Here is a 23,903-nt window from a genome sequence, read left to right as displayed (position 1 = left end):
TGTCCGGGTGCGACCGCTCGGCTTGGACGATCCCCGCTGGATCGGGGACTACCGGATCCTCGGCGTCCTCGGCGCGGGCGGAATGGGCAAGGTGTACCTCGGGCGCAACACCGGTGGCCGCACCGTCGCGGTGAAGGTGATCCGCCCGGATCTGGTGGGCGACACCGAATTCCGGGCCCGCTTCCGCCGCGAGGTGGCGGCCGCCCAGCGCGTGGGCGGCCGCTTCACCGCCCCGGTGCTCGACGCCGACGTCGACGCCGACCCGCCGTGGCTGGCGACCGGCTATGTGGCCGGGTTCGCGCTGTCGGAGGCCGTCGAGACCTTCGGGCCGTTCGGCGAGGACACGTTGCTCGCGCTGGCGCGCGGGCTGGCGGCGGCCCTGGTCGCGGTGCACGAGGCGGGCGTGGTGCACCGCGACCTCAAACCGTCGAATGTGCTGCTGGCCGTGGACGGGCCGAAGGTGATCGACTTCGGCATCGCGCGCGCCGTGGAGGACACCGCGCTCACCACGACCGGAAAGGTCGTCGGCTCACCGGGTTTCATGTGCCCCGAACAGGTGACCGGCGAGCCGGTCGGGCCGGCGAGCGACGTGTTCGCCCTCGGCGGTGTGCTCACCTTCGCCGCGACCGGGCAGGGACCGTTCGGGACCGGCGAGACCATGCACCTGCTGTGGCGCATCGTCTACGAGGATCCGCGCCTGGACGCGGTGCCGGAGCGATTGCGTCCGATCGTCGCGTCCTGCCTGGCCAAGGATCCGGCCGCCCGGCCGGCACCCGCGCGCCTGCTCGACGTCCTGGGGGCGCTCGGCGCGCCCGAGCGCACGGGCTGGTTGCCGCCCGCGGTCCTGGAGGAGGTGAGCGTCCGGGCGGTCCGGCTGCTCGATCTGGATTCCGGGCCGCTCGACCTGCCGACGCACCCGGCGACGGGGGGCACGCCCGCGCGACCGCATACCAACCCCGGGCCGCAAGGTTTTCCGAACGGCACCCAGCAGAACAGCTATTCGTCCGGCTCCCACCACACTCCACCGCCGACGACCTCCGGGTACGCACCGGGGCCCTACGCGGGTGGACCGGGGCCGCAGGCCGGGTATCAGCAGTCGAGTCACTTTGCTCCGCAGCACAACTCCGTAGATCAGCGGGCGAATCACTTTTCCCCGCAGCACAACTCCGTCGACCAGCCGGGGTATGGGCAGCGGCCGCCAGCAAAGTCGAAGCGTGGCCCCCTGCTGGCCGCGCTCGCGGTGGTCGCCGTGCTGGTGGCTGCGGGCGCGTACGTCATCGGAACGCAGTTGCGGGACAACGACTCCGGGCCGTCGGCGGCGGATACCACCACGCAGGTCACCACATCCGCCGAGAGCACGACCACGACGACCACCACCGCCGCCACCACGACCGCCGCCGCGGCGGCCTCGGCGGTGCCCAGCGCGCTGGTCGGGACGTGGCGGGGCACCGTCGCCGACCCGATCTTCACCTTCGACCTCGAGATCACCATCCGGGAGGGCGCGGTCGGCGACGAGGTCGCCACCTCCGCCAACACCGGCAGGCTCTCCGGCACGCGCTGCGGTCGCGCCGAGCGCCTGACCGCCGCGACGGAGAACTCCATCACCCTGGTCGCGCGGCTCACCGAGAATCCCGGCACCTGCGTCGACGAGGGCTCCACGTCCACGGTGACGCTCCAGCCCGACGGGACCGTCCGCTACACCACCCCGGGCCTGGCGGGCGCGATGGAAGGCACGCTCACCAAGTCCTGATCCGCGCGGCGGGTGTCGCCCGGTCTCGGCACCGGGCATGATCGAAGGGGCCAGACACCGGGCGTGGCGCCGAGCTGCGCGAACGCCGAGCGACAGGGAGCGACGGCCATGGACACCACGCGGAACCGGCGGCGAGCGGCGATCCCGGCGGTGATCCTCGCCGTGGGGCTCATCGGGTGCGGCGCGCCCGACGACACTCCACCACCCGCCGAGACGCCGATCGCCTCGACCACGGCGGCCGGCACGCCCTCGGCGGCACCCGATCTCGGCGCTCCCGAAGTGGTCGCCCAAGGGCTGGACGTGCCGTGGGGGCTGGCGTTCCTGCCCGACGGCGCCGCGCTGGTCGCCGAACGCGACACCAGCCGGATCCTGCGCCTGACGCCGGGCCGCGAGCCCGAACCCGTCTACGAGGTGCCGGGTGTCGTCGCGCGCGGCGAGGGCGGGCTGCTCGGCCTGGCGGTCTCCCCCGGCTACGCGACCGACGGATACGTCTACGCGTACTTCACCGCCGCCGACGACAACCGCATCGTCCGGTTCCGGCTCGACAGCGATCCGGAGGTGGTGTTCGACGGTATCGCCAAGGCGGGCAACCACAATGGCGGACGTATCGCCTTCGGCCCCGACGGCATGCTCTACGCGGGCACCGGTGACGCCGCCGAACCCTCGCTCTCCCAGGATCTTTCGAGTCCCAACGGCAAGATCCTGCGCCTGACTCCCGACGGCGCCCCCGCGCCGGGCAACCCGGTCGCCGATTCGCCGGTCTACAGCTACGGGCACCGCAACGTGCAGGGGCTGGCCTGGGACGCGGCGGGCAGGCTGTTCGCGGCCGAGTTCGGGCAGAACCGGCTCGACGAGGTGAATCTCGTGACGCCGGGCGGCAATTACGGCTGGCCCGAGGTGGAGGGCACCGGCGGCGCGGACCGCGGGTACGTCGATCCGCTGGTCACCTGGTCGACCGACGAGGCGTCACCGTCGGGTATCGCGATCGCGGGCGACACGCTCTACGTGGCGGCGCTGCGGGGGCAGCGGTTGTGGACGGCGCCGGTCACGGACGGCGGACTCGGCACGCCGAGCGCGCTGTTCGACGGCGAGTACGGACGCCTGCGCACCGTGGAGGTCGCCTCCGACGGCGCGCTGTGGGTCACCACGTCCAACACCGACGGGCGCGGCCGGGTGCGCGCCGGCGACGACCGCGTGCTGCGGTTCCCCGCGCGCTGAGAGGTTCAGCTCCGACGGGTCGACAGCGCTGTCGGCGCCACGACCGCGAACAGGACCAGCACACCGCGCACGAATCCGATCCTGGTGTGGCCCAGCGTGCGCAGCGCCGGACCGTGGTCGAGCGCGACGACGACGCTCGCGCCCGAGACGAGCACCCACCACCCCGCGAGCACGGCCAGCCGCACCGGGCGCGGGGTGCGCGCGAATCCGAGCCGCAGTCGCAGGCAGTGGAACGGGATGTGGCGCAACTCGTCGTCGAGGATCAACGCCGCCACCCGAGCGGTCAGCGGATCGCCCACCCCGTCGCGCAGCGCCCGGTAGTACTGCACCGCAACGACTTCCGCGACCATCAGGACCAGCACCTCGAGCCGCAGCCCGAGCGCGCGCCGCAACCACACGAACACCGTGTCGCTCCAGTGCCCCGGCACCGTCGGCGCTCCGGCCGCGCGCAACAGCAGTTCCAGCAGCCGGGCGTGATTGCTCTCCTCGGCGACGAACAACCGCACGGCCCGCGCGTACTCGGGATCACCCGCCCGCTCGGCCTTCCCGATCAACTGCGCACCGTCCCCGCTCTCCCCCACCTGGAATCGCTGGAGGCTGCGCACCACCGCAGGATCGAGCCGCGCCCCCGCACCCCAGTCCGGGTCCCCCGCGACCACCCGCGCCCGCACCTTCGCCTCGAATTCCGTGGTCCACCGCCCGAATTCGCTCACCCCACCGAGTGTCCTCACCATGGCCGCAACCCTAGAAACCCGCTGTGCGGATTCCGGGGCCACCTCGTGGAGATTTCGTGAAGATCGCCGCGGTCAGGGTTTGCGGCCGACGCCGCCCCACGCCGAGGTGGGGGTTTCGCCGGGGTCGCCGAGCCAATGGTTGATCGGGACCACGCCGGGCTCGACGAGTTCGAGACCGTCGAAGACGCCGCGGATCTCGTCGGAGGTGCGCGGGTTGTACGGCACGCCACCGGTTCTCGTGTAGTTGCGGCACATGCGGACGTAGGCGGCGTCGTCGGTGGACCCGTCGTAGAGCGCGAGGTAGCTGCCCGGCGGTACGCCGTCCATCATGGTGTCCACGACCCGGCGCACCTCGGCGTAGGTCTGCGCGTGGCCGAGCACGCCGATGAACATGACCGCGATCGGCTGCCGGAAGTTCAGCACGTTGCGGGCGTCGGCGAGAATCCGCTCCGGCTCGTGGAAGTCGGCTTCCAGGTAGGTGGTGACACCCTCGTCGGTGGTGTTCACCAGCAGCGCCCTGGCGTGCGCGAGCACCAGCGGATCGTTGTCCACGTAGACGATCCTGGCGTCCGGCGCGGCGGCCTGGGCCACCTCGTGGGTGTTCTGCATGGTGGGCAGTCCGGTGCCGATGTCGAGGAACTGGCGGATCCCGGCCTCGGCCGCCAGATAGCGCACCGCCCGGATCAGGAACTGCCGCGACTGTTTGGCCATCGCCTCGATCTGCGGATACGCCGCGACGCCCGCCTCCCCCGCCAGCCGGTCCACCTCGTAGAAGTCGCTGCCGCCCAGCCAGTAGTTCCAGATTCTCGCCGAATGCGGGATGTCCGTGCGGATCGGGCTGGGGCGCTTGTCTGCCATGCTGGCTCCTGAAAAAGACGACGCGGTGACTCTACAACCGATCCCGCCCGCGCACCCGGCTCTTGGCTCAGGTTTCCAGCACGGCCCGCGCCGCGTTGTGGCCGGGGATGCCGCTCACGCCGCCGCCGCGCACCGCCCCTGCGCCGCAGAGGAACACGTTGCGCACCGACGTCTCCACACCCCAGCGCGCGGCCGGGGTGGACGCCTCCCCCTCCAGGAACGGGAAGGCCAGATCGCGATGGAAGATGTGCCCGCCGGGCATCCCGATCTCACGCTCCAGATCGAGCGGCGTCTTCACCTCGAGGCACGGTTCGCCGTTCGCGTCCTCGGCCAGGCACGCCGAAACCGGTTCGGCCAGTACCGCATCCAGCTGGTCCAGCGCCGACCGGGTGGCCGCGGCCTTGGCGGCGGCCGGATCGTCTTCGAAAAGCCTTGCCGGGGTGTGCAATCCGAACAGGGTGAGCGTGTGCATGCCGTCGGCGGCCGCCGCCTCGGACAGGATGGAAGGGTCGGTCAGCGTGTGACAGTAGATCTCCGACGGAGTCGCCGAGGGGATGCGGCCCGCCACCGCCTCGCGATACGCGGCCTCCAATTGCGTGTAGGACTCCGCGATGTGGAATGTACCCGCGAACGCGTCGGCGGGATCGACGGCGGCATCCCGCAATCGGGGCAGCCGTCGCAGCACCATGTTCACTTTCAGCTGCGCGCCTTCGGGTTTGGCGGCGGGCTCGCGGCCGAGCAGCCGGTCCAGCACGTAGGGCGCGGCGTTCACCAGCACGTGCCGCGCGCCGACGCGGCCGCCGTCGTAGCGCACCTCGGCGGCGGTGCCGTCGCTGTCGATCGCGGTCACCGCCCGGCCGGTGACCAGTTCCGCGCCGGCCGCGCGGGCGGCCTCGGCCAGCGCGTGTGTGAGCGCGCCCATCCCGCCGATCGGGACGTCCCAGTCGCCGGTGCCGCCGCCGATGACGTGGTAGAGAAAGCACCGGTTCTGGCGCAGCGCGCGATCGTGGGCATGGGTGAGGGTGCCGATGAGCGCGTCGGTGAGGACGACGCCGCGCACGGTGTCGTCGGCGAACGTCGTCTCGATCGTCTCGCCGAGCGGGCGCTCGAACAGGGCGTCCCAGGTGGGCTCGTCGTCCACGCGGCGGCGGAGTTCGGCGCGGGTGGGCAGCGGTTCGGTGAGGGTGGGAAATACGCGCTCGGCGAGGCGCCCTGTGGTGCCGTAGAAGCGCCGCCATGCCTCGTACTCGCGATCCGATCCGGTGAGCCGGACGAAGGACTCCCGCGTCGCGGACTCCGAGCCCGTATCGACGAGGAGTCCGCCCGCGCCGACCGGCGTGTAGGACGAGACGCGCCTGCGGCGTGTACGGAAGAGCAGGCCGAGATCATCGACTATGCGCCGCGGCAGCAGGCTCACCAGATACGAATAGCGGGAGAGCCGAGCCTCGACGCCGGCGAAAGGTTGCTCGGAGACGGCGGCGCCCCCGGTGTGCGCTTGCCGTTCCAGGACCAGGACGGACCGGCCCGCGCGAGCCAGGTACGCCGCGGCGACCAAACCGTTGTGGCCGCCGCCGACCACCACTACGTCATAGGAGGAGTGCCTCGGCGTCATCCGTTCTCGATACCACGTCCGTGCGGGTCCGCCCTCGATCGCCGCGCCGGACCGGGTGGTCGAACGGATGCCGTGGCGTGCTTGCTTCGGTCGGCGCGGAGCCGCCCGGCGGGAGCGTAACAGCGCCGACCGACAGGATCGGCGCAACCGAATCCGACTGCTCCACAGGTGATTTCGTTGTTCACAAGATCATCCGTTGAGCACCGGAACTTGTCGGTGGGGTCGCGTAAGTTATCGGTCATGAGAACGAACGGGAGGGACCGCGATGGACGCGGATGATCGTGAGTGGGAGCGGGCGGCGGTGGTGCGGGTGCTGCCCGTCGTGGCCCCGCGCAAACTGGCCAAGGTGCCCTTCGTCGAGATGGCCGACGGGCGGCTGCAAGGTGTCGTGTCCAGCGGATCGGATATCGCCCGGGTCTACGTGTCGTCGGTATCGGCGACCACGCACGGGCTGAGTTGCAGCACCAATAACAACCGCCCCTGCGGCGGTCTGCGCGGCGCGTATCCGTGCAAGCACATCGGCGCCCTGCTGGACGAGGCGGTCACGCAGTACGGCCTCGCGCGGGTGGCGCGGTATCTGCGCGTCGAGGTGCCCGAGGGGTCCGGGCTGCTCTCCGCGCTGCGCTGCACGCACGAACCCGCGCCCGCCGCGGTCGTGTTCAGCCGCTTCCTGCGTCACCTCGCCTATCTGGAACTGCCCGGCGGCGCGGAGCCGCTGCCCGAGATGCAGTGGTTCCCGGCCACGGGGGTGGCGCGCTGATGCTCGCTGTGCAGATGTCCGCGCTGGCGGATTCGCCCTCGGGTGTGCCGGAGGCGCTCGAGGTGGTATCGGGATTCGACGGCGCGCTGGTGCACGGGCTCGCGCGCGTGACCGACGACCACGCGGCCGCGCTCGCGGCGCTGGCCGCCGCGGTGGCCGGTTCCCCGCTCGGCACGCCGGTCGCCGAGGCCGTGGCGAAGGTGACGGCCGGATCGATCGGCCCGGAAGAACTCGCCGCACTGGCCGCCGCGCGCGCCGCCCTGCTCGGCGCGGTGCACGACGCGCTGCTGGCCCAGTGCGACAACGCCTTCGGCCGCGAACGCGCCGACGCGCCGGACGACGCCGCTCCTCCGTCCGCACCGCACCCGCTCGCGGTGGGCGCGCGGGCGTGGTTGCAGGAGGTCGCGATCAGCGGGTGGCGCGGCGTGGACCACGACTTGGTCGCGGCGGCCGATCAGACCGTGGAGGCGCTGCTCGCCGAACCGGGTCTGCGCCGGCTCGCGGTGCTGCTCGACGGATTCACCGCCGAACTCGGCGCGTCCTGTCCGGTCGCCACGCTGGACCGCGTGCCCGCGCGGCGCTGGGCCGATCTGTGGACAAGGGCGGTGCTGCTGACTTGGCGAAGCGGCGCGACGAGTTCGGCCACCGCGGTGTCCGGCCGCCTGCTGCCGCTGGGGGTCGATCTGCACGAGCACGGCACCGCCGTGCAGGCGCAGGTCCATGCCGTGCTCGAAGCGGCGGGCGCGCCCGCCCGGCGCGTGCGCGTCAGCGTCTCGGCCGCGAAAGTGGACACGATCGTCGGACCGGCCGCCTGGCAGGTCCTCGGCGAGCATCCGCGCCTGCTGAAGGCGCTGGCCGACCATCTCGCGCTGGAGATCGACGGGATGGCGCTCACCGCGAGCGGCGACCTGATCTGGCGCGACGAGCACGCCGAATTCGGCGGGGCGGCCGACCCGTTCGCCACCGCCCGCGTCGCGCTGCCCACCGCCGTCGCGGCCGCGACACCGGCGCTGGACCGCGATCCCGTGCACCTGGCCGAGCCGGTGCTGCTGGAGGGGTACCGGGTGCGCGAGGGCGCGCTCGAACTCGACGGTCAGCGCGTGGCGCTCGATCTGGACCATCTGCCGAGCGCGGGTCCGCTCACCCGCGCGGCTGTCACGGCGTCCACCACCTGCCTCGGCCTGTTGCGCTGGGACTCCGGCGGCTGGTCGCTGCGGCCGCTGGCGGTGCGCAAGAAGGTCAAGGGCGCCGACGTCGACCTGCACGGCGGTGACTGGGCCTGCGGCCCCACCGACCCCAAAGTCGTGAAGGCGCAGGCGAAGACGGGCGACGCCGTCGCGGTGCTGCGCGAGCGGGCGGGACGGTTGCTGCGGAAATGAGCGAGAACCACGAGACCCGCCGCCAGATCCTCTACTGGCGCCTGTTGGCCGGCATCTTCGACGCCGACGCCCAGCCCACCCTCGAGACCGGCAGCCTGGCCGTCATCGAGGACCTGGGCCTGCCCGCCGCCCTGTTGGAGCCCGGCGTCGCCATCGACACCGTCATCCAGCGCTTCCCCGACCTCGAGCACGAATTCGACGCGGTCGGCGCGCGGGCGGGGGTGAACGAGGACGCCGTGCCCGGGGTGAGCGAGGCGCTGCGACCGCTCGAGGCGGTCGAAGCCCAGAAGGTTCCGGTCGATGATGTAGCGGACGACACCGATTCGACGGCAGGCACTTCGGATACCGGCCTCGCCGCGCCGGGCACCCGAGCACCGGGCGACGACACCGGGGCCGAGTCCGTCGCAGGGCCGGGTGATAGCGCGCGGCGCGGCGTCGGCACCGGCGGGCCGGTCGGTGCCGAAGTGGACGAAACCGATTCCGGCACAGTGGATATCGCGATCGGGGCCGACGAGGTCCGCAACGCCGCGCTGCTGTCCAAGCTCCTGCTCAACGTCTTCGCGACCGGGTCGGGCGCCGTCACGGCCACGCAGCTGGCGTGCTGGCAGCGCGACGCCGGGTGGTTGAAACGCATGCTCGGCACCGAAGGTGGCGGGTCGATCACCGGGGTGCTGGCCGATCTCGAGGCGGATCTCGTCTCGCGGATGCGGCTGCGCGAGGTGCTGGCCGATCCGGCGCTGGCCGCGCAGCTCACCCCCAGCATGTCGCTGGTGGAGCAGTTGCTGCGCGACAAGTCGAACCTCTCCGGCGTCGCGCTGGCCAACGCGAAGGCGCTCATCCGGCGCTACGTCGAGGAGGTGGCCCAGGTGCTGCGCACGCAGGTGCAGCAGACCAGCGCGGGCACCCTCGACCGGTCGGTGCCGCCCAAGCGGATTCTGCGCAATCTCGATGTGGACCGCACCATCTGGAAGAACCTCACCAACTGGAACCCCGAGGACGAACGGCTCTACGTCGACCGGCTCTTCTACCGCCAGACCGCGAAACGGGTCGTGCCCGCGACGATGATCGTGGTGGTGGACCAGTCCGGCTCGATGGTGGACGCGATGGTCAACTGCACCATCCTCGCCTCCATCTTCGCCGGCCTGCCCAAAGTGGACGTCCACCTCATCGCCTACGACACCCGCGCCATCGACCTCACACCGTGGGTGCACGACCCGTTCGAGGTGCTGCTGCGCACCCAGCTCGGCGGCGGCACGCACGGCCCCGTGGCGATGACCATGGCGCGCCCGAAGATCACCGATCCCGCCAACACCGTGCTGGTGTGGATCTCGGACTTCTACGACGCGCACGAACTGCTCGAGAGCATGCAGGCCGTGCACCGCAGCGGCGTGAAGCTCATTCCCGTCGGCTCGGTGAACAGCTCGGGCCACCAGAGCGTGAATCCCTGGTTCCGCGAACGCTTGAAGGCGATGGGCACGCCGGTCCTGTCCGGCCGCATCCAGAAACTCGTCACCGAACTCAAGACTTTCCTCGATTAGGAGCACCACACCCATGACCGACACCCTGCGCGCCCCCGCCGAGATCAAGTACGCCGAGGAACTCGACTGGCTGGAGTCCATCGACGACGGCCCCAAACCGTTCGCGTGGCGGCTGAGCCCGAAGATGGTGCGGCTGTTCATCCTCGGCTCCGAGCGCGCCGACGGGCTGGACCGCCGGATCGACCAGAAGTGGTTCGGCGACCGCAGTTTCGTGGAACGCAGCATCGTCACACTGGCCTCCGACCGCGGCCTGCTGCTCATCGGCGACCCCGGCACCGGCAAGAGCTGGCTGGCCGAACTGCTCGCCGCCGCCATCAGCCGCAACTCCACGCTGGTGGTGCAGGGCACCGCGGGCACCACCGAGGACCACATCAAGTACTCGTGGAACATCTCGATGGTCATCGCCAAGGGGCAGTCGCGCGAGTCGATGATCCCCTCGCCCATCATGACCGCGATGGAGAACGGCGTCATCGGGCGCTTCGAGGAGCTGACCCGCTCCACGAGCGACGTGCAGGACGCGCTCATCTCGATCCTGTCCGAGAAGTACGTCTCGATCCCCGAACTCGACGACGACAATATCGTGTTCGCCAAGCCCGGCTTCTCCATCATCGCGACGGCCAACAGCCGCGACCGCGGCGTGAACGACCTGTCCTCGGCGCTCAAGCGGCGCTTCAACTTCGTGCGCATCCCGGTCGTGACGAACAAGCGCAGCGAGGCCGAGATCGTGCGCTTCCGCACGGCGGAACTGTTGCGCAGGCACAGCATCGAACTCGACGTGCCGCCCACGCTGCTGGACATCCTGCTCGACAGCTTCGCCGATCTGCGCGCCGCCGCGGCCGCGGCCACCTCCGACGAGGAGAAGCTGGAGTCGGCGCTGTCCACCGCCGAGCAGATCGGCGTGCTCGAGGACGCCATCCTGCACAGCCAGTTCTTCGGTGAGCGCGCCCTGGGCGCCCACACCCTGGCCGGATCGCTGGTCGGGTCGCTGGCCCGACGCACGCCGGAGGATCTGGCGATCCTCAACAAGTTCTGGCACGGCGTGGTGGAGCCGCGCAGCAAGGACCGCGGCGGTGCGTGGACCGAATTCCTCGACGGCGGCAAGGACGCGATCGCGAGGCTCTCGTGACGGCCGCGACCTTCGGCGCGCTGCGCGATCAACTCGCCTCCGCCGCAACCCGTTTCGCCGACCAGCCGGGCGCGGTGGCCGACATCCTGGCCGGCATCGCCGACGACGTGGACCGCGCGATGGCGGCGGAACTGGAGATCTTTCCGGTCTGCCACCATTCGCCGTCCTCCGGGCTGGCGATGGTGCGCAGGCTGCGGGAGAAGCAGCCCAAGGTGGTGTACCTGGAGCTGTGCGAGGATATGCGCCCGATCCTGGACGAGCTGCGCAATTGCCGCTTGCCGGTGGCGGTGCAGGCGTGGGCCGGTGAATTGGACGGTTTCCCCGCCGGGTGGGCGCCGCTCTCCGTAGTCGCGCCGATCACCGAGGCGTCGGCCGAATACCAGGCCATCTCCTACGCATTGGACACCCCGGGCGTGGAGCTGGTGCTGGTGGATCGCTCCACCGATCACGTCTTCCAGTGGGCGCCCAGGGAATCCGAGGCCGCACCGGATACCGAGAAGGAACCCGAGGGCGCGCTGCACGGCGACGCCGTCGGCCTCGAGATCGGCGATCTGCGCCCGCGTTTCGCCGAACTGGAGGAGCACCTGCTCCACCACGGCAAGGTGCGGCACTGGTCGGAGTGGTGGGACCAGTACGTCGAGCAGCCGCTGGCCGGCGCGGACTACGACACCTACCGGCAGGTCATGGTGATGATCGGCAGCCTGTTCCGCAGGCTGCGCCGGGGTGGGGTGGCCGAGGACGAGAACCGCGAGCGGTACATGTGGACGCGCATCCGCGAACACCTGGCCGGCTCCGGCACCGATCCGGGCGACTGCCTCTACGTGTGCGGCGCGTTCCACGCCGTGAGCCATGTCGAACAGTTCGGGCTGGCCGACGCCGAACCGTTCGAGATCACGCCGCCCACGGCCACCACGTGGCAGTACGGGTTGATCCCGTCCAGCCATTCCGCGATCGAGGCGCAGTTCGGGCTGGCGGGCGGGTCGGTCTCGATCGCGGCGGCCACCTGGGCGAAGGAGCTGAAGCGCGGACGCGTGGACCCGTTCCGTCTCGCCGGCCAGAAGTCCGGCCGCAAGACGCGCGCGAAGAAGCTGCCCGCGCCGAGCGCATCCGCCGCCGTCACCGACCGCTTGACCGGATTCCTGTCCACCCCACCGGTATTGGACACGCTCGACGAAGCGGAGCTGCTGGAGTGGTCGGTCGACATCGTGCGGCTGGCCCGGCGCAACGGTTACCTGGCCAGCACCGCCGACGCCATCGCGGTGTTCGAGACCTCGATCCTGTTGGCGGGCATGCGCAACCGCGCGCGGCCCACGCCGTACGACTTCCAGGACGCGGCGGTCACGTGTATCGAGAAGGACCACGTCCCCGGCAAACGGGACGTGCGGCGGCTGTGCGAGATCCTGCTCGGCGGCGACCGCATCGGTCAGGTCGGGTATGAGGCGCTGCCGCCGTTGGCCCGCGACGTGCTCGACCGGTTGGCGCCGCTGCGGCTGGACATGACCAAACGCACCGTGCAGCGGACGCTGCTGGATCTGCGGGCGCAGCCGGAGTTGCGGCCGTGTTCGGACCTGCTGTGGATGCTGCGCAAGCTGCTGCCCGCCGACGCGGCGCGCCCGATCATGGGGCAGCGGGCCCTGGGTGAGAAGTCGGTGCAGGAGAGCTGGGACCTCGCGCTGGGCAAACACCAGCGCGCGCTGGTGGAGCTCGGCTACGAGGGCGTGACCATCGAGCAGGTGCTCGAACAGCGGTTGCGCCGCGCGGTGAGCGCGCCCGACGCCACGGCCGCGGGCGCGCTGGCGGCGGTCGAGGACGCGCTGCTGTTCCTCGGTTCGACGCGGCTGGCCGACGAGCTGGGCACGCGGGCCGTCGAACTGCTCGCGGCGGAACGCTCGGTGGACGACGCCCCCGAGGTGTTGCGGCGGATCAGGTTGCTGCTCAACTACTTCCGCTCCACCGAGGACGGATTGCCCGGGTGGGTGGGCCGGTTCGTCACCGAGGGGTACGCGCACTACTGCACGTTGCTGCCGACGGCGTTCACCGACGAGAACACCGGGGTGCGCCCGGTGGGGGCCATGCTCGGCTTCCTGTTCGGGATGGAGAATCTGGCACTCTCGCTCGGCTGCGACCACTCGCAGCTGGAACTGGCGGTGCTGCAATCCCATCCGGAGGCTCCGGCGAAGGTGGCGCTGCTGTGGGCGACGCGCCTGCAACTGGGCATGCTCACCCTCGCCGAGCTGCGCGAGCGCTGCGACGCGATGCTGTCCAATCCGCTGGTCGTGCCGTCCTTCCCGCACTACCTCAGCGGTTTCATCCAGGCCATGGACCCGGTGCCGTCGCTGAAACCGTTTGTGGTGGAACTGCTCTCGAAGGCGTTCGGCCGCCTCCCCGACAGCATCCTGCTGCCCTGGCTGCCGAAACTGGTCACCACCCTGCGCGGACAGGCGGCCGAGCTCATCCCGGTCCTCACCCGCGAGGCCGCGCGCACCTTCCCGCCGACCCTCCCCGCCATCGACGCGTGGACCCCACCGTGGGAGGCCTCCGCCCACCCCGCTCCCCCGCCTACGACCACGGCGGCGGGCGGGCCGGTCCCGGATCTCCTGGCCGCCCACCCGTCCACGTGCGACGCCCTGGCCACCCTCTTCGGCCATGAAATCGCCTGGACACCAACGGTATCCACCGCCCCCAACCCGGCGGGTCTGCTGCTCGACCGCCACCCTGAACCGGCGGCAGCCCTGGCAGCCCTACTCGCTACCACCGGCTGACAACCGGTGTACACGGCCGGGCCGGGCTCGCCCACTTCCTGCTCGGGCCCGCCCGCCGGCGGTGCGAGCCCTGTTGCCGGAGGCGGCATCCGGCCGAACGGCTGAATCGTGGAGTGCGAACAAGTGCGTGCAAGCGCGACACGGTGGCCTGCCCCGGCGACGATCGGGCGCGGGCGCCGTCGGTCCGGGTGCGGCGGCGCGTGAGCCGTTGCCCGAGGCGCTCGACGCCCCGCACCGGCAACCACGCCGGACAGCCGGTACGCATCGGTGGCAGGCCGGGGCGGGGCCGACCGGCGTTCCGCACGGTCGGCTCACTGAGGCTCGCTCAGCCGCCGAACACCAAGCACCCGTGCCCAACGTGGACGCCATTGCCCACGGGGACGGTGACGGAGGCGACTCGGGTGGTGTCGGGCACCTGGACGACGCTGATGGTGTGGTGCCCCGGAGTGGGCGGAACCCACTTCAACAGCGCGACACCACCCGTCGGGCGAACAGTCGCGAGGGGCACGCCGTTGTCGTAGAAGTACACCGGCTGCACGGCGTCGGTGACGAAGGCCTGAATGGTGTAACTACAGCTCGTGCCGTAGTTCGTCGCCATCCCGTACGCCAGATCGGGGAGAACACCGACCCTGGTCGCGCCGGCGGCGGCCTGCGGTGCGCCCGCAAGGCTGACAGCCAGCGCCCCCGCGCACGCGCCGGCGAACACGGCGGCACCCAACCGCCTGCGGCGACTCTGCCCCACAGCGACCATCGTGCACCCCTTCCGGGACGGTGATCCCCCGATGGTAATCCCGCCCGGTCCGAATCCGGGCCGATCCGCGCCGACTCGGAACGAAGTCCCGCCGCGGTGCACCACGCAGCCAGGCGCGGCGGGCGCCCGAACGATGCCCGCCGCGACAGGTTCACTCCACCAGGACCGACAGCGCCTCGGCGACGCAGGCGGGCTTCTCGCCACCTTCGATCTCGATGGTCACCCGGGCCGTGACCCTGGTGCCGGCCGAGCTGGGCGCGAGGGCGACCAGTTCGACCCCGGCCCGCACGCGGCTGCCCACCGGCACGACGGACGGGAAGCGCACCTTGTCGGTGCCGTAGTTGATGCCCATGCGCAGCCCGTCCACCCGGTACACCTCGCCGACCAGCATCGGCAGCAGCGAGAGGGTGAGGTAGCCGTGCGCGATGGGCGCGCCGAAGGGCCCGGCGGCGGCACGCTCCGGATCGACGTGAATCCACTGGTGGTCACCGGTGGCGTCGGCGAAGAGGTTCACCTGTTCCTGGGTGATGGTGTGCCAGTCGCTGTAGCCGAGGTGGGTGCCGAGGGCCGCCTCGAGCTCGGCGATGCCTTGGAAGATCCGCATGCTCGCGCTCCGTTCAGTCGGTCGGGCCGCCGGCCACGTAGATGACCTGGCCGGAGACGAAGCCCGCGCCCTCGCCGACGAAGAACGACACGGTGTTGGCGATGTCCTCGGGCCTGCCGGTGCGCTGCACCGGGATCTGCGCGGCCGCGGCGGCCCGGAACTGCTCGAACGGCACGCCGAGCCGGTCGGCGGTGGCGGCGGTCATGTCGGTCTCGATGAACCCGGGCGCGATCGCGTTGACGGTGACGCCGAACTTGCCGAGCTCGATGGCCAGCGTCTTGGTGAAGCCCTGCAGGCCGGCCTTGGCCGCCGAGTAGTTGGCCTGGCCGCGGTTGCCCAGCGCCGAGGTGCTGGACAGGTTGACGATCCGTCCCCACTTCGCCTCGGTCATGTACTTCTGAGCCGCCCTGCTCATCAGGAAGGAGCCGCGCAGGTGCACGTTCATCACCGCGTCCCAGTCGGCGACGCTCATCTTGAACAGCAGGTTGTCGCGGGTGATGCCCGCGTTGTTCACCAGCACGGTGGGCGCGCCCAGCTCCTCGGCCACCCGGGTGACCGCGGCCTCGACCGACGCCTCGTCGGACACGTCGACGCCGACGGCCAGCGCCCGTCCGCCCGCGGCCTCGATCTCGGCGACGACCGGCTTACCGGCCGACTCGTCCAGGTCCAGCACCGCGACCGCGAGTCCGTCGGCGGCGAGCCTGCGGGCGGTCTCCGCGCCGATGCCGCGGGCGGATCCGGTGACGATGGCCGTGCGAGTGGTGGTGGCGCTCATGGTTCTCCTGACTGTCGGGACAAACTCCGGCTGCGAACACACATAAGTTACATCTTGGCCGCCACGTCTCAAAGGGTCGCGGGCGGACGGCGGCGAAAACCCCAGGTCGTTAGATACACACTCGCACGGCTGTACGATTCTCCCGGTGACCACCGCACCTCGCCCCGCCGCCACCCGTTCCCCAGGACGTCCGGCTTCGGCCACCCGCGAGGAGGTCATCGCCCTCACCCGCCGCGCGTTCCTGGCCGGTGAGCGCGTGGACGTGCAGGCGATCGCCGCGGAACTCGGTCTCAGCCGCGCGTCCATCTACCGCTGGTTCGGCTCCCGCGACGGCCTGCTGGGCGCGATGCTGGTGCAGGAGTACAAGCAGATGATCGCGCGCGCCGACGCCAAGTGCCGCACCCGCGGCGCGCGGCGCATCCTCGAAGTGCTCGACCGGGTGGCGCGCTGGGAGGCGGTGAACGAGCCGTTCCGGCGGTACTTCGAGAACGAACCCATGTCGGGCCTGCGCATCCTCACCGCGAGCGACGGACCGGTGCAGCCGCACGCCGTGGCCGCGGTCGCCGAACTCATCGCGAAGGTGGAGGACGAGGACGGCTACGACCCCGTGCTCGAGCGCGACCTGCTGGCCTACACCCTGGTCCGCCTCGGCGAGGCTTTCCTCTACACCGACACCGCCGCGGGCATCCGCAACGACGTCGACCGGCTGCACGAGGTGCAGCGCGTGCTGCTCGGCCTCCCGTCGAGCGATTAGTCCTTCCCCGGAGACCGCACTCAGGCCCGCGCCCGTTCCCGGGCGAGCGCGCGGTCGCGCTGCTCCTCGAAACGCGGGATGCGCACCCGGGCCAGATCGTCCAGGAACGCGGCCAGCCGCTCCCGCACCACCTCGCCGCGCGGCCCGAAGTCGTTGCGCTCGAACACCTTCCACTGCCGCAGCACCGGTTCGAGCACTTCCTCGAGGTGCTGGCGCAGGTCGTAGACCCCGTGCTTGGCCATCAGCACGCCGTTGCGGCGGAAGTCGGGCATGCCCGCGCCCGGCATCCGGAAGTTCTCCACGATGGTGTCGATCGCCTCGATCGCCTGGTCGGGCACCAGGTCCAGCGCCGCCCCGCACACGGTGCGGTAGAAGATCATGTGCAGGTTCTCGTCGGCGGCGATGCGCTGCAACAAGCGGTCGGCCACCGGGTCCCGGCACACCTTGCCGGTGTTGCGGTGGGTCACCCGGGTCGCGAGTTCCTGGAAGCTGACGTAGGCGACCGAATGCAGGAATCCCGCGCCGCTGTCGACGTCGGCCTGTCCGATGCCGGAGTCGAATCCGGCCGTCATATGCGCCATGCGGGCCTGTTCGAGCGCGACCGGGTCCACGCCCCTGGTCACCACCAGGTAGTCGCGAATCACGGTGCTGTGGCGCATCTCCTCGGCCGTCCAGCGACCCACCCAGGTGCCCCACGCGCCGTCGCGGGAGAAGTTCTCGGAGATCTCGCGGTGGTAGGAGGGCAGGTTGTCCTCGGTGAGCAAGTTGGTGATCATCGCCGCCCGCGCGACATCGCTGAGCGCGGATTGTTCCGGCTCCCAATCGGTTCCGCCGAGCATGGCGAAGTTGCGTCCCTCGTCCCACGGGACGTAGTCGTGCGGATGCCAGTCGCGGGCCATGGCCAGGTGCCGGTTCACGCACGATTCGGCGACCGGTTCCAGTTCGGTGAGGATTTCGCGCTGCGTCAGATCGCGTGCCACTGTTCGCCTTTCGGAGTGTCGGCCGGGGACACGACGGCCAGATCACCGTCGTGGCGCCGGTAGAGGAGCTGCCCGCGGCCGGTGCGCGGGTCGGTGTGGAAGAGGAACGGCAAACCGTAGCGGCAGAGGTGGGCGGCGGCCTCCCGCTCGTCGAATCGACGAGTGTGCCGGGCGTCGACGGTGAGCGCCAACCGCCCGGTGCGGCAGGGCAAACCACCGCAGCACTGCCGCGCCAGCCGGACCCCGAACGGGCCTCCCCGGTAGACGACGGCGTCGCTGCCGGTGGTCGCGTCGGTGAACAGGTGCGCCTCGTAGTCCATGGCGTCGAGCACCGCTACCGCCTCGAGCACGGAACAGACCGCGAGCCGGAACCTCTTGTGCCGCACCACCGGCCGAGGAGCGGTGCCATACCCGATGGGTACGCGGTCGGGATCGGGCCACGGCCGCGTGCCCCGGACCGCGAGCACGGTCAGATGCCGATCCACCCGCCGCACCAGGCGATCCACCACGTCGGCCGGGGCATCGGCGACCTGGACGCGCGCCGGCCGCCCACGGAGTTCGAACCCGGCCTGGGCGACCGCCCCACCGGGCACACGGCGCGTTCGCAGCCGGAATCCCGAGCTGATCCCGTGCGCCCGAAGCACTTCCGACACCGCCGTCGCGGCAGCCTCGGCATGCTCCGGAGCGAATCCGGTCTCGGGCACCCACAGTTCGGAAATCTCGGCGACCACCGCACACACCCCGCTCTCCTCCGTCACGACATCGGCCGTCCCATGCCACCACCGGCCCGGCGCACCGCCACAGGGCCGAAGGTCCCGCCGCGCCGGGACCGACGGCCCCGGAAAACCCCGCGACCCCGCGGCAAGAACGTGACAGAGTGCCGACCATGACGGCACCGCAGTCGCCCGCCGGATCGGAACCACCCCCGCCGGCCGACGTCACCCCTGAGTCGCGAGCGGCAGCGGGCGCGCCGCCGGGTCCGTTCGGCGCGCTTCCCTCGGCCGCGATCGCGCTCGTGGAACTCACCGAAGCGAACCTTCCCGACCTGCTCGAGGCGGCCGTGGCCGGAGCCGACCCGCTCGAAGTCATGCCCCCGGTCAGCGACCCACCCGGCTGGACCGCCGAACGCCGTGCCGCCTTCCTCGCCTTCCACCGCGGCCGCGCCCTGCACCGGGAGCACCCGGTCGAGCGCACGTTCGTGATCACCGTCGACGGCGTCGCGGTCGGCGCGGCGCGCCTGGAACCGCACGGCGAGGACGTCGAAGCCGGAATGTGGATCGGCCGCGCGCATCGCGGGCTCGGGATCGGCCGGATCGTCGCCGCCCGACTGCGCGAACTCGCCGCCGAGAGCACCGCCCGCCGCCTGACCGCCGTCACCACGACCGACAACATCCCCGCCCGCCGTCTCCTCGAAGCCGGCACGCGCACCCGGATCGACCGCGGCGAGGTCAGCGGGTCGGCCGACCTCACCTAGCCGCGGATGTCAAGGGCCTACAGTCACCAGAGCGAGGCCGAAGTCCGGACGCCGGCGCACCCCGGGATGCCTACGCTCGAAGGTGCCACCGGTGGCACGGAAGAGAGGCGGCGCATGATCACGGTGTTCCTGGTCGACGACCATCAGATCGTGCGGCGCGGCGTCGCCGACCTCATCGGCTGCGAAGACGATCTCGAGGTCGTCGGCGAGGCGGGCTCGGTGTCGGAGGCGCTGGCGCGGGTACCAGCGGCGAACCCCGACGTGGTGGTGCTCGACGTGCGCCTGCCCGACGGCAACGGCATCGAGCTGTGCCGCGAACTGCTCTCCCGCCACCCGGAGTTGCGCTGCCTCATCCTCACCTCGTTCACCGACGAACAGGCCATGCTCGACGCCATCCTGGCGGGCGCGGGCGGCTACGTCGTCAAGGACATCGGCACCACCGAACTGGTGGACGCCCTCCGCGCGATCGGCGCGGGCAGATCGCTGCTCGACAACCGCGCCGCCGCCGCGCTCATGGCGAAGCTGCGCGCCGAGGCCGAGGCCCGCACCGGCCCGCTGGCCGCGCTCACCGAACGCGAGCGCACCCTGCTCGCGCTGCTGGGTGAGGGGCTGACCAACCGGCAGATCGCGGCGCGCATGTTCCTGGCGGAGAAGACGGTGAAGAACTACGTCTCGCGGCTACTCACGAAACTGGGCGTGGAGCGCCGCACCCAAGCGGCGGTGCTGGCCTCCAAACTCGGCGCCACCCGCGAATGAGCGGGCCCTCCGGATCGGGGCAGGTGCTCGACCCGTCCGCCCAGTTGCGCCTGCGCGAACTGCTGGGCCAGGTGCAGGACCGCATCGCCGAGATCGTCGGCGTGCGCGACCGCATGGACCGGCTGATCGAGGCGATGCTCGTCGTCACCGCCGGTCTCGACCTGGACGACACGCTGCGCTCCATCGTGCACACCGCCATCGAATTGGTCGACGCCCGCTACGGCGCGCTCGGCGTGCGCGCGCCCGACCGCGCGGGCAAACAGCTCTCGGAATTCGTCTACGAGGGCATCGACGATCGCACCCGGGTGATGATCGGCGACCTGCCGCACGGGCGCGGCGTGCTCGGCCTGCTCATCGACGAACCGAAACCCATTCGCCTGTCGGATCTTTCGACGCATCCCGCGTCGGTGGGCTTTCCGGAGCACCACCCGCCGATGCGGAGCTTTCTCGGCGTGCCGGTGCAGGTGCGCGAGGAGGTATACGGAAACCTCTATCTCACCGAGAAATCCGGCGGTCAGGAGTTCACCGAGGACGACGAGGTGGTGGTGCGCGCGCTGGCCGCTGCGGCCGGTATCGCCATCGCCAACGCCCGCCTCTACGAACAGTCGCGCCGGCGCCAGCAGTGGCTGGAGGCGACCCGCGACGTCGCGACGGAACTGCTGGCGGGCGGTGCTCCCGACGACGTGCTCGCGCTCGTCGCCGAACGCGCGCTCACCCTCACCGAGTCGACACTCGGATTCCTCGCGCTCCCGGGCGATCCCGACGCACCGCCCGGCGAAGTCGAGGAACTGGTGGTGGTAGCCGCCGCCGGGAAGGAGGCCGACACCGTTGCGGGACAGATCATTCCGGTGCCCGATCCGCCCTTCGGCGCCGCCTTCCGCTCCGGCCTCGCGGGTGAGATCGAACAGTTCGAACAGATCGGCGCACCGCTGCTGCCCGCGGAGCACGGGCCGGTGCTGATCCTGCCGCTGCGCGCCGGCGGCACGGTGACCGGTGTGCTGGTCACCGTGCGCGAGGCGGGCACGCCCCCGCTGGACGAGGCGGGCCGGACCATGATGGCGGCGTTCTCCGATCAGGCCGCGCTCGCCCTGCGACTGGCTCACCAGCAGCGCCGGATGCGCGAACTGGACGTGCTCTCCGAACGCGACCGCATCGCCCGCGATCTGCACGATCACGTCATCCAGCGCCTCTACGCGGTGGGACTCTCCTTGCAGGGCACCGCGAAACGCGCCGAGGGCGACCGGACCCGCGCCCGGCTGGGCGATGCCATCGACGACATCCAGTCCATCGTGCAGGACATCCGCCATTCCATCTTCGACCTGCACAGCAGCACCGGCGCCGACACCCCCAAGCTGCGCAAACGGCTGCACGAGGTGGCGACCAGCATGACCGCCGACACCGGCTTGCGCACCACGGTACGGCTGACGGGACCGATGTCGGTGCTGCCGCCGCACCTGGTCGAACACGTGGAAGCCGTGCTGCGCGAAGCGCTCAGCAACGTGGTGCGCCACGCGGACGCGAGCAGCGTCGCGGTGACGCTCACCGTCCGCGACGACGTCACGGTCGAGGTCACCGACGACGGCATCGGCATCCCGGCCGAGCTCACCCGCCACTCCGGCCTGGCGAACCTCGCCGCCCGCGCCGGGCAGGAGGGCGGCACGTTCGCCGTCACCGGCGCGCCGGGTCGCGGCTCGACGCTCACCTGGTCGGTCCCGCTGACCTGAGCGCGGTGAGCCCGCAGGTTCCGGCACGGGGGCGGCCCACGAGCCCCGCCGCCACCTGCTCGGCGGAATGCCTGCCCAGCCCGCACTCGGTGGAGAGGCCGAACTCCCCCGGCGCGGCGCGCAGGTCACGCTCGGCCGGCCGCCCCGGCTCGTCGGCGACTTCCGTTGGGCGGCAGACTAATTCGGTGGTCACGTCGATCCCGATGCTCGTCATGCTCCGCTGCTCGTCGGTGAGGCCGCCGTAGGGAGCCGCGCGGCCCGGTGGTCGGCCGATCAAGCGTTGGTGTAGGGGCGTGCAGAAGAGGTGAAGACGGACTCCGCACCGCTCCAGCGCGAGCCCATGCTGCGGACGAGACCGACGAACAGGCCCAGCACGCTCCCGTCAGCCGGGGGCCGCGCCCACCTCGCCGCGCCGCAGCAGCGACGCCGTCGTCCGGATCTGCGCTCACGAGTTCCAGTGCGACCGAAGGGTTCGCGGTGCGGAACCGCACCAGCGGGCCGGGTAGCAGGGTCGCCGCGACGCTCGGCGAACGTCGCCACGCGCAGCACCTCGCCCGACGCGTGCAGCCGGGTGAGTTCCGCCTCGGCGTCCGACACGGCCGAGAGAATGCGCGCGCTGTGCTCGAGCAGCACGGTGCCGGCCTGGGTGGGCTGCACGCCGAACGGCCCGCGCACCAGCAGCGGTTGCCCCAGTTCCCGTTCGAGTGCCGAGATCTGCTGGGACGCCGCCGAAGTCGTTGTAGTTCAGCACCGCCGCCGCGGCGGTCAGCGAACCGCACTGCACCCCCTGACGGAGGACGAGCAGCCTGCGGACGTCGAACATCACCTCACGCTAGGTCGCGCGCGGTCGCGCCCTCCAGCTTTGCGATCAGGGTGAACGAATGCCCTCAGTACGCCGAGGCGGCGCCGGAGGGCGCGATGCCGTGGTGACGCAACGCGACATCGGGATGCGCCCGGGTGCGCGACTTCCACGCGTTCTCGCCGTAGGTGTCGAAGATCGGGTTGTCCGGGTCGGCTTCGACGCCCCGAGACAGCGCGGCCAGTTCCGAGGGCAGCGTGATCAGCGGAATCCGCGCGTCCAGCGCCGGGTTCAGGAAGTACGGCACCGAGATCCGGTCCGTGCCGGGCGCGGGCGCGAGCACCCGGTGCCGGGTGGCGCGCAGATACCCGCCGGTCGCGACTTCGAGCAGTTCCCCGATATTGACGATGAACGCTCCGGGCAGCGGATCGGCGTCGATCCACTCCCCTGAGCGCGATTCCACTTGCAGCCCGGTCGATCCCGGCTCCACCAGCAACAGCGTGAGCACGCCGGAGTCCTTGTGCGCGCCCACGCCCTGCGTGGTATCGGCGCTGCCCGGATAGCGCACCACTTTGATCAGCGTGGCGGGCGCCTCGGCGAACGCGGCGTCGAAATGGTCCTCGGCCGCGCCCAGGGACGCCGACCAGTGCCGCAGCAGCCGCAAGCCCACCTGGGAGAGCGTCGCGTCCCACGCCTCGAACGCGGGCCGCAGTTCCGGCAGCGCCGACGGCCACAGATTCGGGCCCTGCAACCGCCAGTAACCCTCGGCGCCGGGAATCACCTCGCGCTCGGGGCCGATGTCGATCTGCTCGCGCCAGTCGACCAACCCGTTGGTCAACTCGCCGCCCAAGCGCGAATAGCCGCGGAACTGCGGGCTCTCCAACTGGCTGATCTCCTGTTTCGCGGCGTCGGGCAGTGCGAAGAAGGCCCGCGCGAGCGCCAGGATCTCGTCCATCCGCGCCCGCTCGACGCCGTGGCCGACGAGGTAGAAGAAGCCGGCGTCGTGCGCCGCCTCGCGCACCGCCGTGCGGAACGCGGCGAGGTCAGGATCGGAGAGATCGAGCACAGGAAGCATGGCTCCACCGTGCCAACGAGCCGCGTCCCGCGCCAGTCGCGGCCGCGGCGTTTCAGTAATCCTTCACGCCTCCCGCACGTGCTCGAGCAGCACCGCGACGTGACTGTGCGCCGGGTCCTTCGACGCGGTGAGCAGCGTGACCGGCGCATCGCCCGCGAGCGCGCGCAAGTGCCGCAGACCCTCGCGCTGCCGCGGCCCGGTCAGTTCGGCCTCGTAGCGGCGGGTGAACTCGGCGAAGTCCGCGGCCGGGTCGTGGTGGAACCAGGTGCGCAGTTCGTCGGACGGCGTGACCTCCTTGTCCCACACGTCGACGCGCGTGCTCTTTGCTCAGGCCGCGCGGCCACAGCCGGTCGACCAGCACGCGGGTGCCGTCGTCGGCGGCGGGCGCCTCGTACACCCGCTTGGCGCGGAATTCACCCATGGCACTGCCCTTTCCGCTATTCCACCAGCAGGACGACCAATCGGCGCGCGGTT

22 protein-coding genes and 1 pseudogene are annotated in these 23,903 nt (G+C 71.3%); 11 read left to right on the top strand and 12 right to left on the bottom strand.

Features of this window, described 5'->3' with window-relative positions:
• The first annotated feature begins 7 nt into the window (after window positions 1-7).
• Together OHB21_RS27320 and OHB21_RS27315 are read left to right on the top strand one after the other, a co-directional pair.
• On the top strand, window positions 8-1,750 hold the full coding sequence (locus OHB21_RS27320) for a serine/threonine-protein kinase (protein WP_195124120.1): 1,743 nt from the start codon (window positions 8-10) through the stop codon (window positions 1,748-1,750).
• A 108-nt stretch (window positions 1,751-1,858) separates the two neighbouring features.
• A complete protein-coding gene (locus tag OHB21_RS27315) occupies window positions 1,859-2,968 on the top strand; it encodes a PQQ-dependent sugar dehydrogenase (protein ID WP_067512156.1) in 1,110 nt (369 codons plus the stop codon).
• A gap of 5 nt (window positions 2,969-2,973) precedes the next feature.
• Here the strand turns inward: OHB21_RS27315 and OHB21_RS27310 are convergent, their stop codons facing one another.
• From OHB21_RS27310 to OHB21_RS27300, 3 genes are all read right to left on the bottom strand, one after another.
• The gene (locus OHB21_RS27310) at window positions 2,974-3,702 is read right to left on the bottom strand and encodes a ferritin-like domain-containing protein (protein WP_067512076.1); all 729 of its coding nucleotides are present in this window, start codon (window positions 3,700-3,702) and stop codon (window positions 2,974-2,976) included.
• A gap of 72 nt (window positions 3,703-3,774) precedes the next feature.
• A complete protein-coding gene (locus OHB21_RS27305) occupies window positions 3,775-4,560 on the bottom strand; it encodes an SAM-dependent methyltransferase (RefSeq protein ID WP_067512078.1) in 786 nt (261 codons plus the stop codon).
• Between the two features lie 67 nt (window positions 4,561-4,627).
• Window positions 4,628-6,172: a phytoene desaturase family protein gene (locus tag OHB21_RS27300; protein WP_067512080.1), complete on the bottom strand. Its 1,545-nt coding sequence runs from the start codon at window positions 6,170-6,172 to the stop codon at window positions 4,628-4,630.
• Between the two features lie 265 nt (window positions 6,173-6,437).
• Between OHB21_RS27300 and OHB21_RS27295 the strand changes: the two genes are divergently transcribed.
• From OHB21_RS27295 to OHB21_RS27275, 5 genes are read left to right on the top strand one after another with little or no spacing between them, the layout of a single operon-like run.
• Entirely contained in the window at window positions 6,438-6,932 is a 495-nt protein-coding gene (locus OHB21_RS27295; RefSeq protein WP_067512082.1) for a hypothetical protein, read from the top strand.
• The gene (locus tag OHB21_RS27290; protein WP_067512158.1) at window positions 6,932-8,311 is read left to right on the top strand and encodes a hypothetical protein; all 1,380 of its coding nucleotides are present in this window, start codon (window positions 6,932-6,934) and stop codon (window positions 8,309-8,311) included. The genes OHB21_RS27295 and OHB21_RS27290 overlap by 1 nt, the downstream gene beginning before the upstream one ends.
• A complete protein-coding gene (locus OHB21_RS27285) occupies window positions 8,308-9,849 on the top strand; it encodes a VWA domain-containing protein (protein ID WP_195124119.1) in 1,542 nt (513 codons plus the stop codon). The genes OHB21_RS27290 and OHB21_RS27285 overlap by 4 nt, the downstream gene beginning before the upstream one ends.
• 13 nt (window positions 9,850-9,862) lie before the next feature.
• A complete protein-coding gene (locus OHB21_RS27280; RefSeq protein WP_067512086.1) occupies window positions 9,863-10,975 on the top strand; it encodes an ATP-binding protein in 1,113 nt (370 codons plus the stop codon).
• Window positions 10,972-13,737 (top strand): DUF5682 family protein, encoded by a 2,766-nt coding sequence (locus OHB21_RS27275; protein ID WP_195124118.1) that lies wholly within the window; start codon window positions 10,972-10,974, stop codon window positions 13,735-13,737. Before OHB21_RS27280 ends, OHB21_RS27275 begins: the two co-directional genes overlap by 4 nt.
• Window positions 13,738-14,062: 325 nt before the next feature.
• On the opposite strand, the gene OHB21_RS27270 is transcribed toward OHB21_RS27275, so the two are convergent.
• The 3 genes from OHB21_RS27270 to fabG form a co-directional block, all read right to left on the bottom strand.
• Complete coding sequence (locus tag OHB21_RS27270) at window positions 14,063-14,488, bottom strand: hypothetical protein (protein ID WP_195124117.1); 426 nt, start codon at window positions 14,486-14,488, stop codon at window positions 14,063-14,065.
• Between the two features lie 151 nt (window positions 14,489-14,639).
• Entirely contained in the window at window positions 14,640-15,092 is a 453-nt protein-coding gene (locus OHB21_RS27265; RefSeq protein ID WP_067512092.1) for a MaoC family dehydratase, read from the bottom strand.
• A gap of 13 nt (window positions 15,093-15,105) precedes the next feature.
• Window positions 15,106-15,867 carry a 3-oxoacyl-ACP reductase FabG gene (gene fabG, locus OHB21_RS27260; RefSeq protein WP_195124116.1) on the bottom strand — a complete coding sequence of 254 codons (762 nt, stop codon included), beginning with the start codon at window positions 15,865-15,867 and terminating at the stop codon, window positions 15,106-15,108.
• A gap of 145 nt (window positions 15,868-16,012) precedes the next feature.
• Between fabG and OHB21_RS27255 the strand changes: the two genes are divergently transcribed.
• Window positions 16,013-16,621 carry a QsdR family transcriptional regulator gene (locus OHB21_RS27255; RefSeq protein ID WP_067512097.1) on the top strand — a complete coding sequence of 203 codons (609 nt, stop codon included), beginning with the start codon at window positions 16,013-16,015 and terminating at the stop codon, window positions 16,619-16,621.
• Window positions 16,622-16,641: 20 nt separating this feature from the next.
• Here the strand turns inward: OHB21_RS27255 and OHB21_RS27250 are convergent, their stop codons facing one another.
• Both OHB21_RS27250 and OHB21_RS27245 read right to left on the bottom strand, forming a co-directional pair.
• On the bottom strand, window positions 16,642-17,601 hold the full coding sequence (locus OHB21_RS27250; protein WP_067512099.1) for an acyl-ACP desaturase: 960 nt from the start codon (window positions 17,599-17,601) through the stop codon (window positions 16,642-16,644).
• Complete coding sequence (locus OHB21_RS27245; protein ID WP_113974984.1) at window positions 17,586-18,359, bottom strand: sigma 54 modulation/S30EA ribosomal C-terminal domain-containing protein; 774 nt, start codon at window positions 18,357-18,359, stop codon at window positions 17,586-17,588. The genes OHB21_RS27250 and OHB21_RS27245 overlap by 16 nt, the downstream gene beginning before the upstream one ends.
• Window positions 18,360-18,487: 128 nt before the next feature.
• Between OHB21_RS27245 and OHB21_RS27240 the strand changes: the two genes are divergently transcribed.
• The 3 genes from OHB21_RS27240 to OHB21_RS27230 all read left to right on the top strand — a co-directional run bounded on the left by OHB21_RS27240 (window position 18,488) and on the right by OHB21_RS27230 (window position 21,555).
• Window positions 18,488-19,075, top strand: coding sequence for a GNAT family N-acetyltransferase (locus OHB21_RS27240; protein ID WP_195124115.1), 588 nt, complete (start codon window positions 18,488-18,490; stop codon window positions 19,073-19,075).
• A gap of 114 nt (window positions 19,076-19,189) precedes the next feature.
• Entirely contained in the window at window positions 19,190-19,831 is a 642-nt protein-coding gene (locus tag OHB21_RS27235) for a response regulator (protein WP_067512103.1), read from the top strand.
• On the top strand, window positions 19,828-21,555 hold the full coding sequence (locus tag OHB21_RS27230) for a sensor histidine kinase (protein ID WP_195124114.1): 1,728 nt from the start codon (window positions 19,828-19,830) through the stop codon (window positions 21,553-21,555). Before OHB21_RS27235 ends, OHB21_RS27230 begins: the two co-directional genes overlap by 4 nt.
• Here the strand turns inward: OHB21_RS27230 and OHB21_RS27225 are convergent.
• The 4 genes and pseudogenes from OHB21_RS27225 to OHB21_RS27210 form a co-directional block, all read right to left on the bottom strand.
• Entirely contained in the window at window positions 21,530-21,769 is a 240-nt protein-coding gene (locus tag OHB21_RS27225) for a hypothetical protein (RefSeq protein ID WP_067512107.1), read from the bottom strand. The genes OHB21_RS27230 and OHB21_RS27225 overlap by 26 nt on opposite strands.
• Before the next feature lie 59 nt (window positions 21,770-21,828).
• Window positions 21,829-22,230, bottom strand: coding sequence for a LysR family transcriptional regulator (locus OHB21_RS27220; protein ID WP_067512109.1), 402 nt, complete (start codon window positions 22,228-22,230; stop codon window positions 21,829-21,831).
• A 212-nt stretch (window positions 22,231-22,442) separates the two neighbouring features.
• Window positions 22,443-23,429 (bottom strand): isopenicillin N synthase family dioxygenase, encoded by a 987-nt coding sequence (locus OHB21_RS27215; protein ID WP_195124113.1) that lies wholly within the window; start codon window positions 23,427-23,429, stop codon window positions 22,443-22,445.
• A 63-nt stretch (window positions 23,430-23,492) separates the two neighbouring features.
• Window positions 23,493-23,850, bottom strand: a pseudogene (locus OHB21_RS27210) (DUF488 domain-containing protein).
• Between the last annotated feature and the right edge of the window lie 53 nt (window positions 23,851-23,903).

It is taken from the genome of Nocardia puris (assembly GCF_036051655.1).
In the GTDB taxonomy this organism is placed as follows: Bacteria; Actinomycetota; Actinomycetes; order Mycobacteriales; family Mycobacteriaceae; genus Nocardia; species Nocardia puris.
The sequence above is the reverse complement of the archived record's forward strand: the minus strand, read 5'-3'. Positions and strand labels throughout refer to the sequence as shown.

Coding starts and splice junctions, on each gene's coding strand:
- OHB21_RS27315 (WP_067512156.1), top strand. CDS start 1,859: ATGGACACCACGCGGAACCGGCGGCGAGCGGCGATCCCGGCGGTGATC.
- OHB21_RS27310 (WP_067512076.1), bottom strand. CDS start 3,702: ATGGTGAGGACACTCGGTGGGGTGAGCGAATTCGGGCGGTGGACCACG.
- OHB21_RS27305 (WP_067512078.1), bottom strand. CDS start 4,560: ATGGCAGACAAGCGCCCCAGCCCGATCCGCACGGACATCCCGCATTCG.
- OHB21_RS27300 (WP_067512080.1), bottom strand. CDS start 6,172: ATGACGCCGAGGCACTCCTCCTATGACGTAGTGGTGGTCGGCGGCGGC.
- OHB21_RS27295 (WP_067512082.1), top strand. CDS start 6,438: ATGGACGCGGATGATCGTGAGTGGGAGCGGGCGGCGGTGGTGCGGGTG.
- OHB21_RS27290 (WP_067512158.1), top strand. CDS start 6,932: ATGCTCGCTGTGCAGATGTCCGCGCTGGCGGATTCGCCCTCGGGTGTG.
- OHB21_RS27285 (WP_195124119.1), top strand. CDS start 8,308: ATGAGCGAGAACCACGAGACCCGCCGCCAGATCCTCTACTGGCGCCTG.
- OHB21_RS27280 (WP_067512086.1), top strand. CDS start 9,863: ATGACCGACACCCTGCGCGCCCCCGCCGAGATCAAGTACGCCGAGGAA.
- OHB21_RS27270 (WP_195124117.1), bottom strand. CDS start 14,488: ATGGTCGCTGTGGGGCAGAGTCGCCGCAGGCGGTTGGGTGCCGCCGTG.
- OHB21_RS27265 (WP_067512092.1), bottom strand. CDS start 15,092: ATGCGGATCTTCCAAGGCATCGCCGAGCTCGAGGCGGCCCTCGGCACC.
- fabG (WP_195124116.1), bottom strand. CDS start 15,867: ATGAGCGCCACCACCACTCGCACGGCCATCGTCACCGGATCCGCCCGC.
- OHB21_RS27240 (WP_195124115.1), top strand. CDS start 18,488: ATGACGGCACCGCAGTCGCCCGCCGGATCGGAACCACCCCCGCCGGCC.
- OHB21_RS27235 (WP_067512103.1), top strand. CDS start 19,190: ATGATCACGGTGTTCCTGGTCGACGACCATCAGATCGTGCGGCGCGGC.
- OHB21_RS27230 (WP_195124114.1), top strand. CDS start 19,828: ATGAGCGGGCCCTCCGGATCGGGGCAGGTGCTCGACCCGTCCGCCCAG.
- OHB21_RS27225 (WP_067512107.1), bottom strand. CDS start 21,769: ATGACGAGCATCGGGATCGACGTGACCACCGAATTAGTCTGCCGCCCA.
- OHB21_RS27215 (WP_195124113.1), bottom strand. CDS start 23,429: ATGCTTCCTGTGCTCGATCTCTCCGATCCTGACCTCGCCGCGTTCCGC.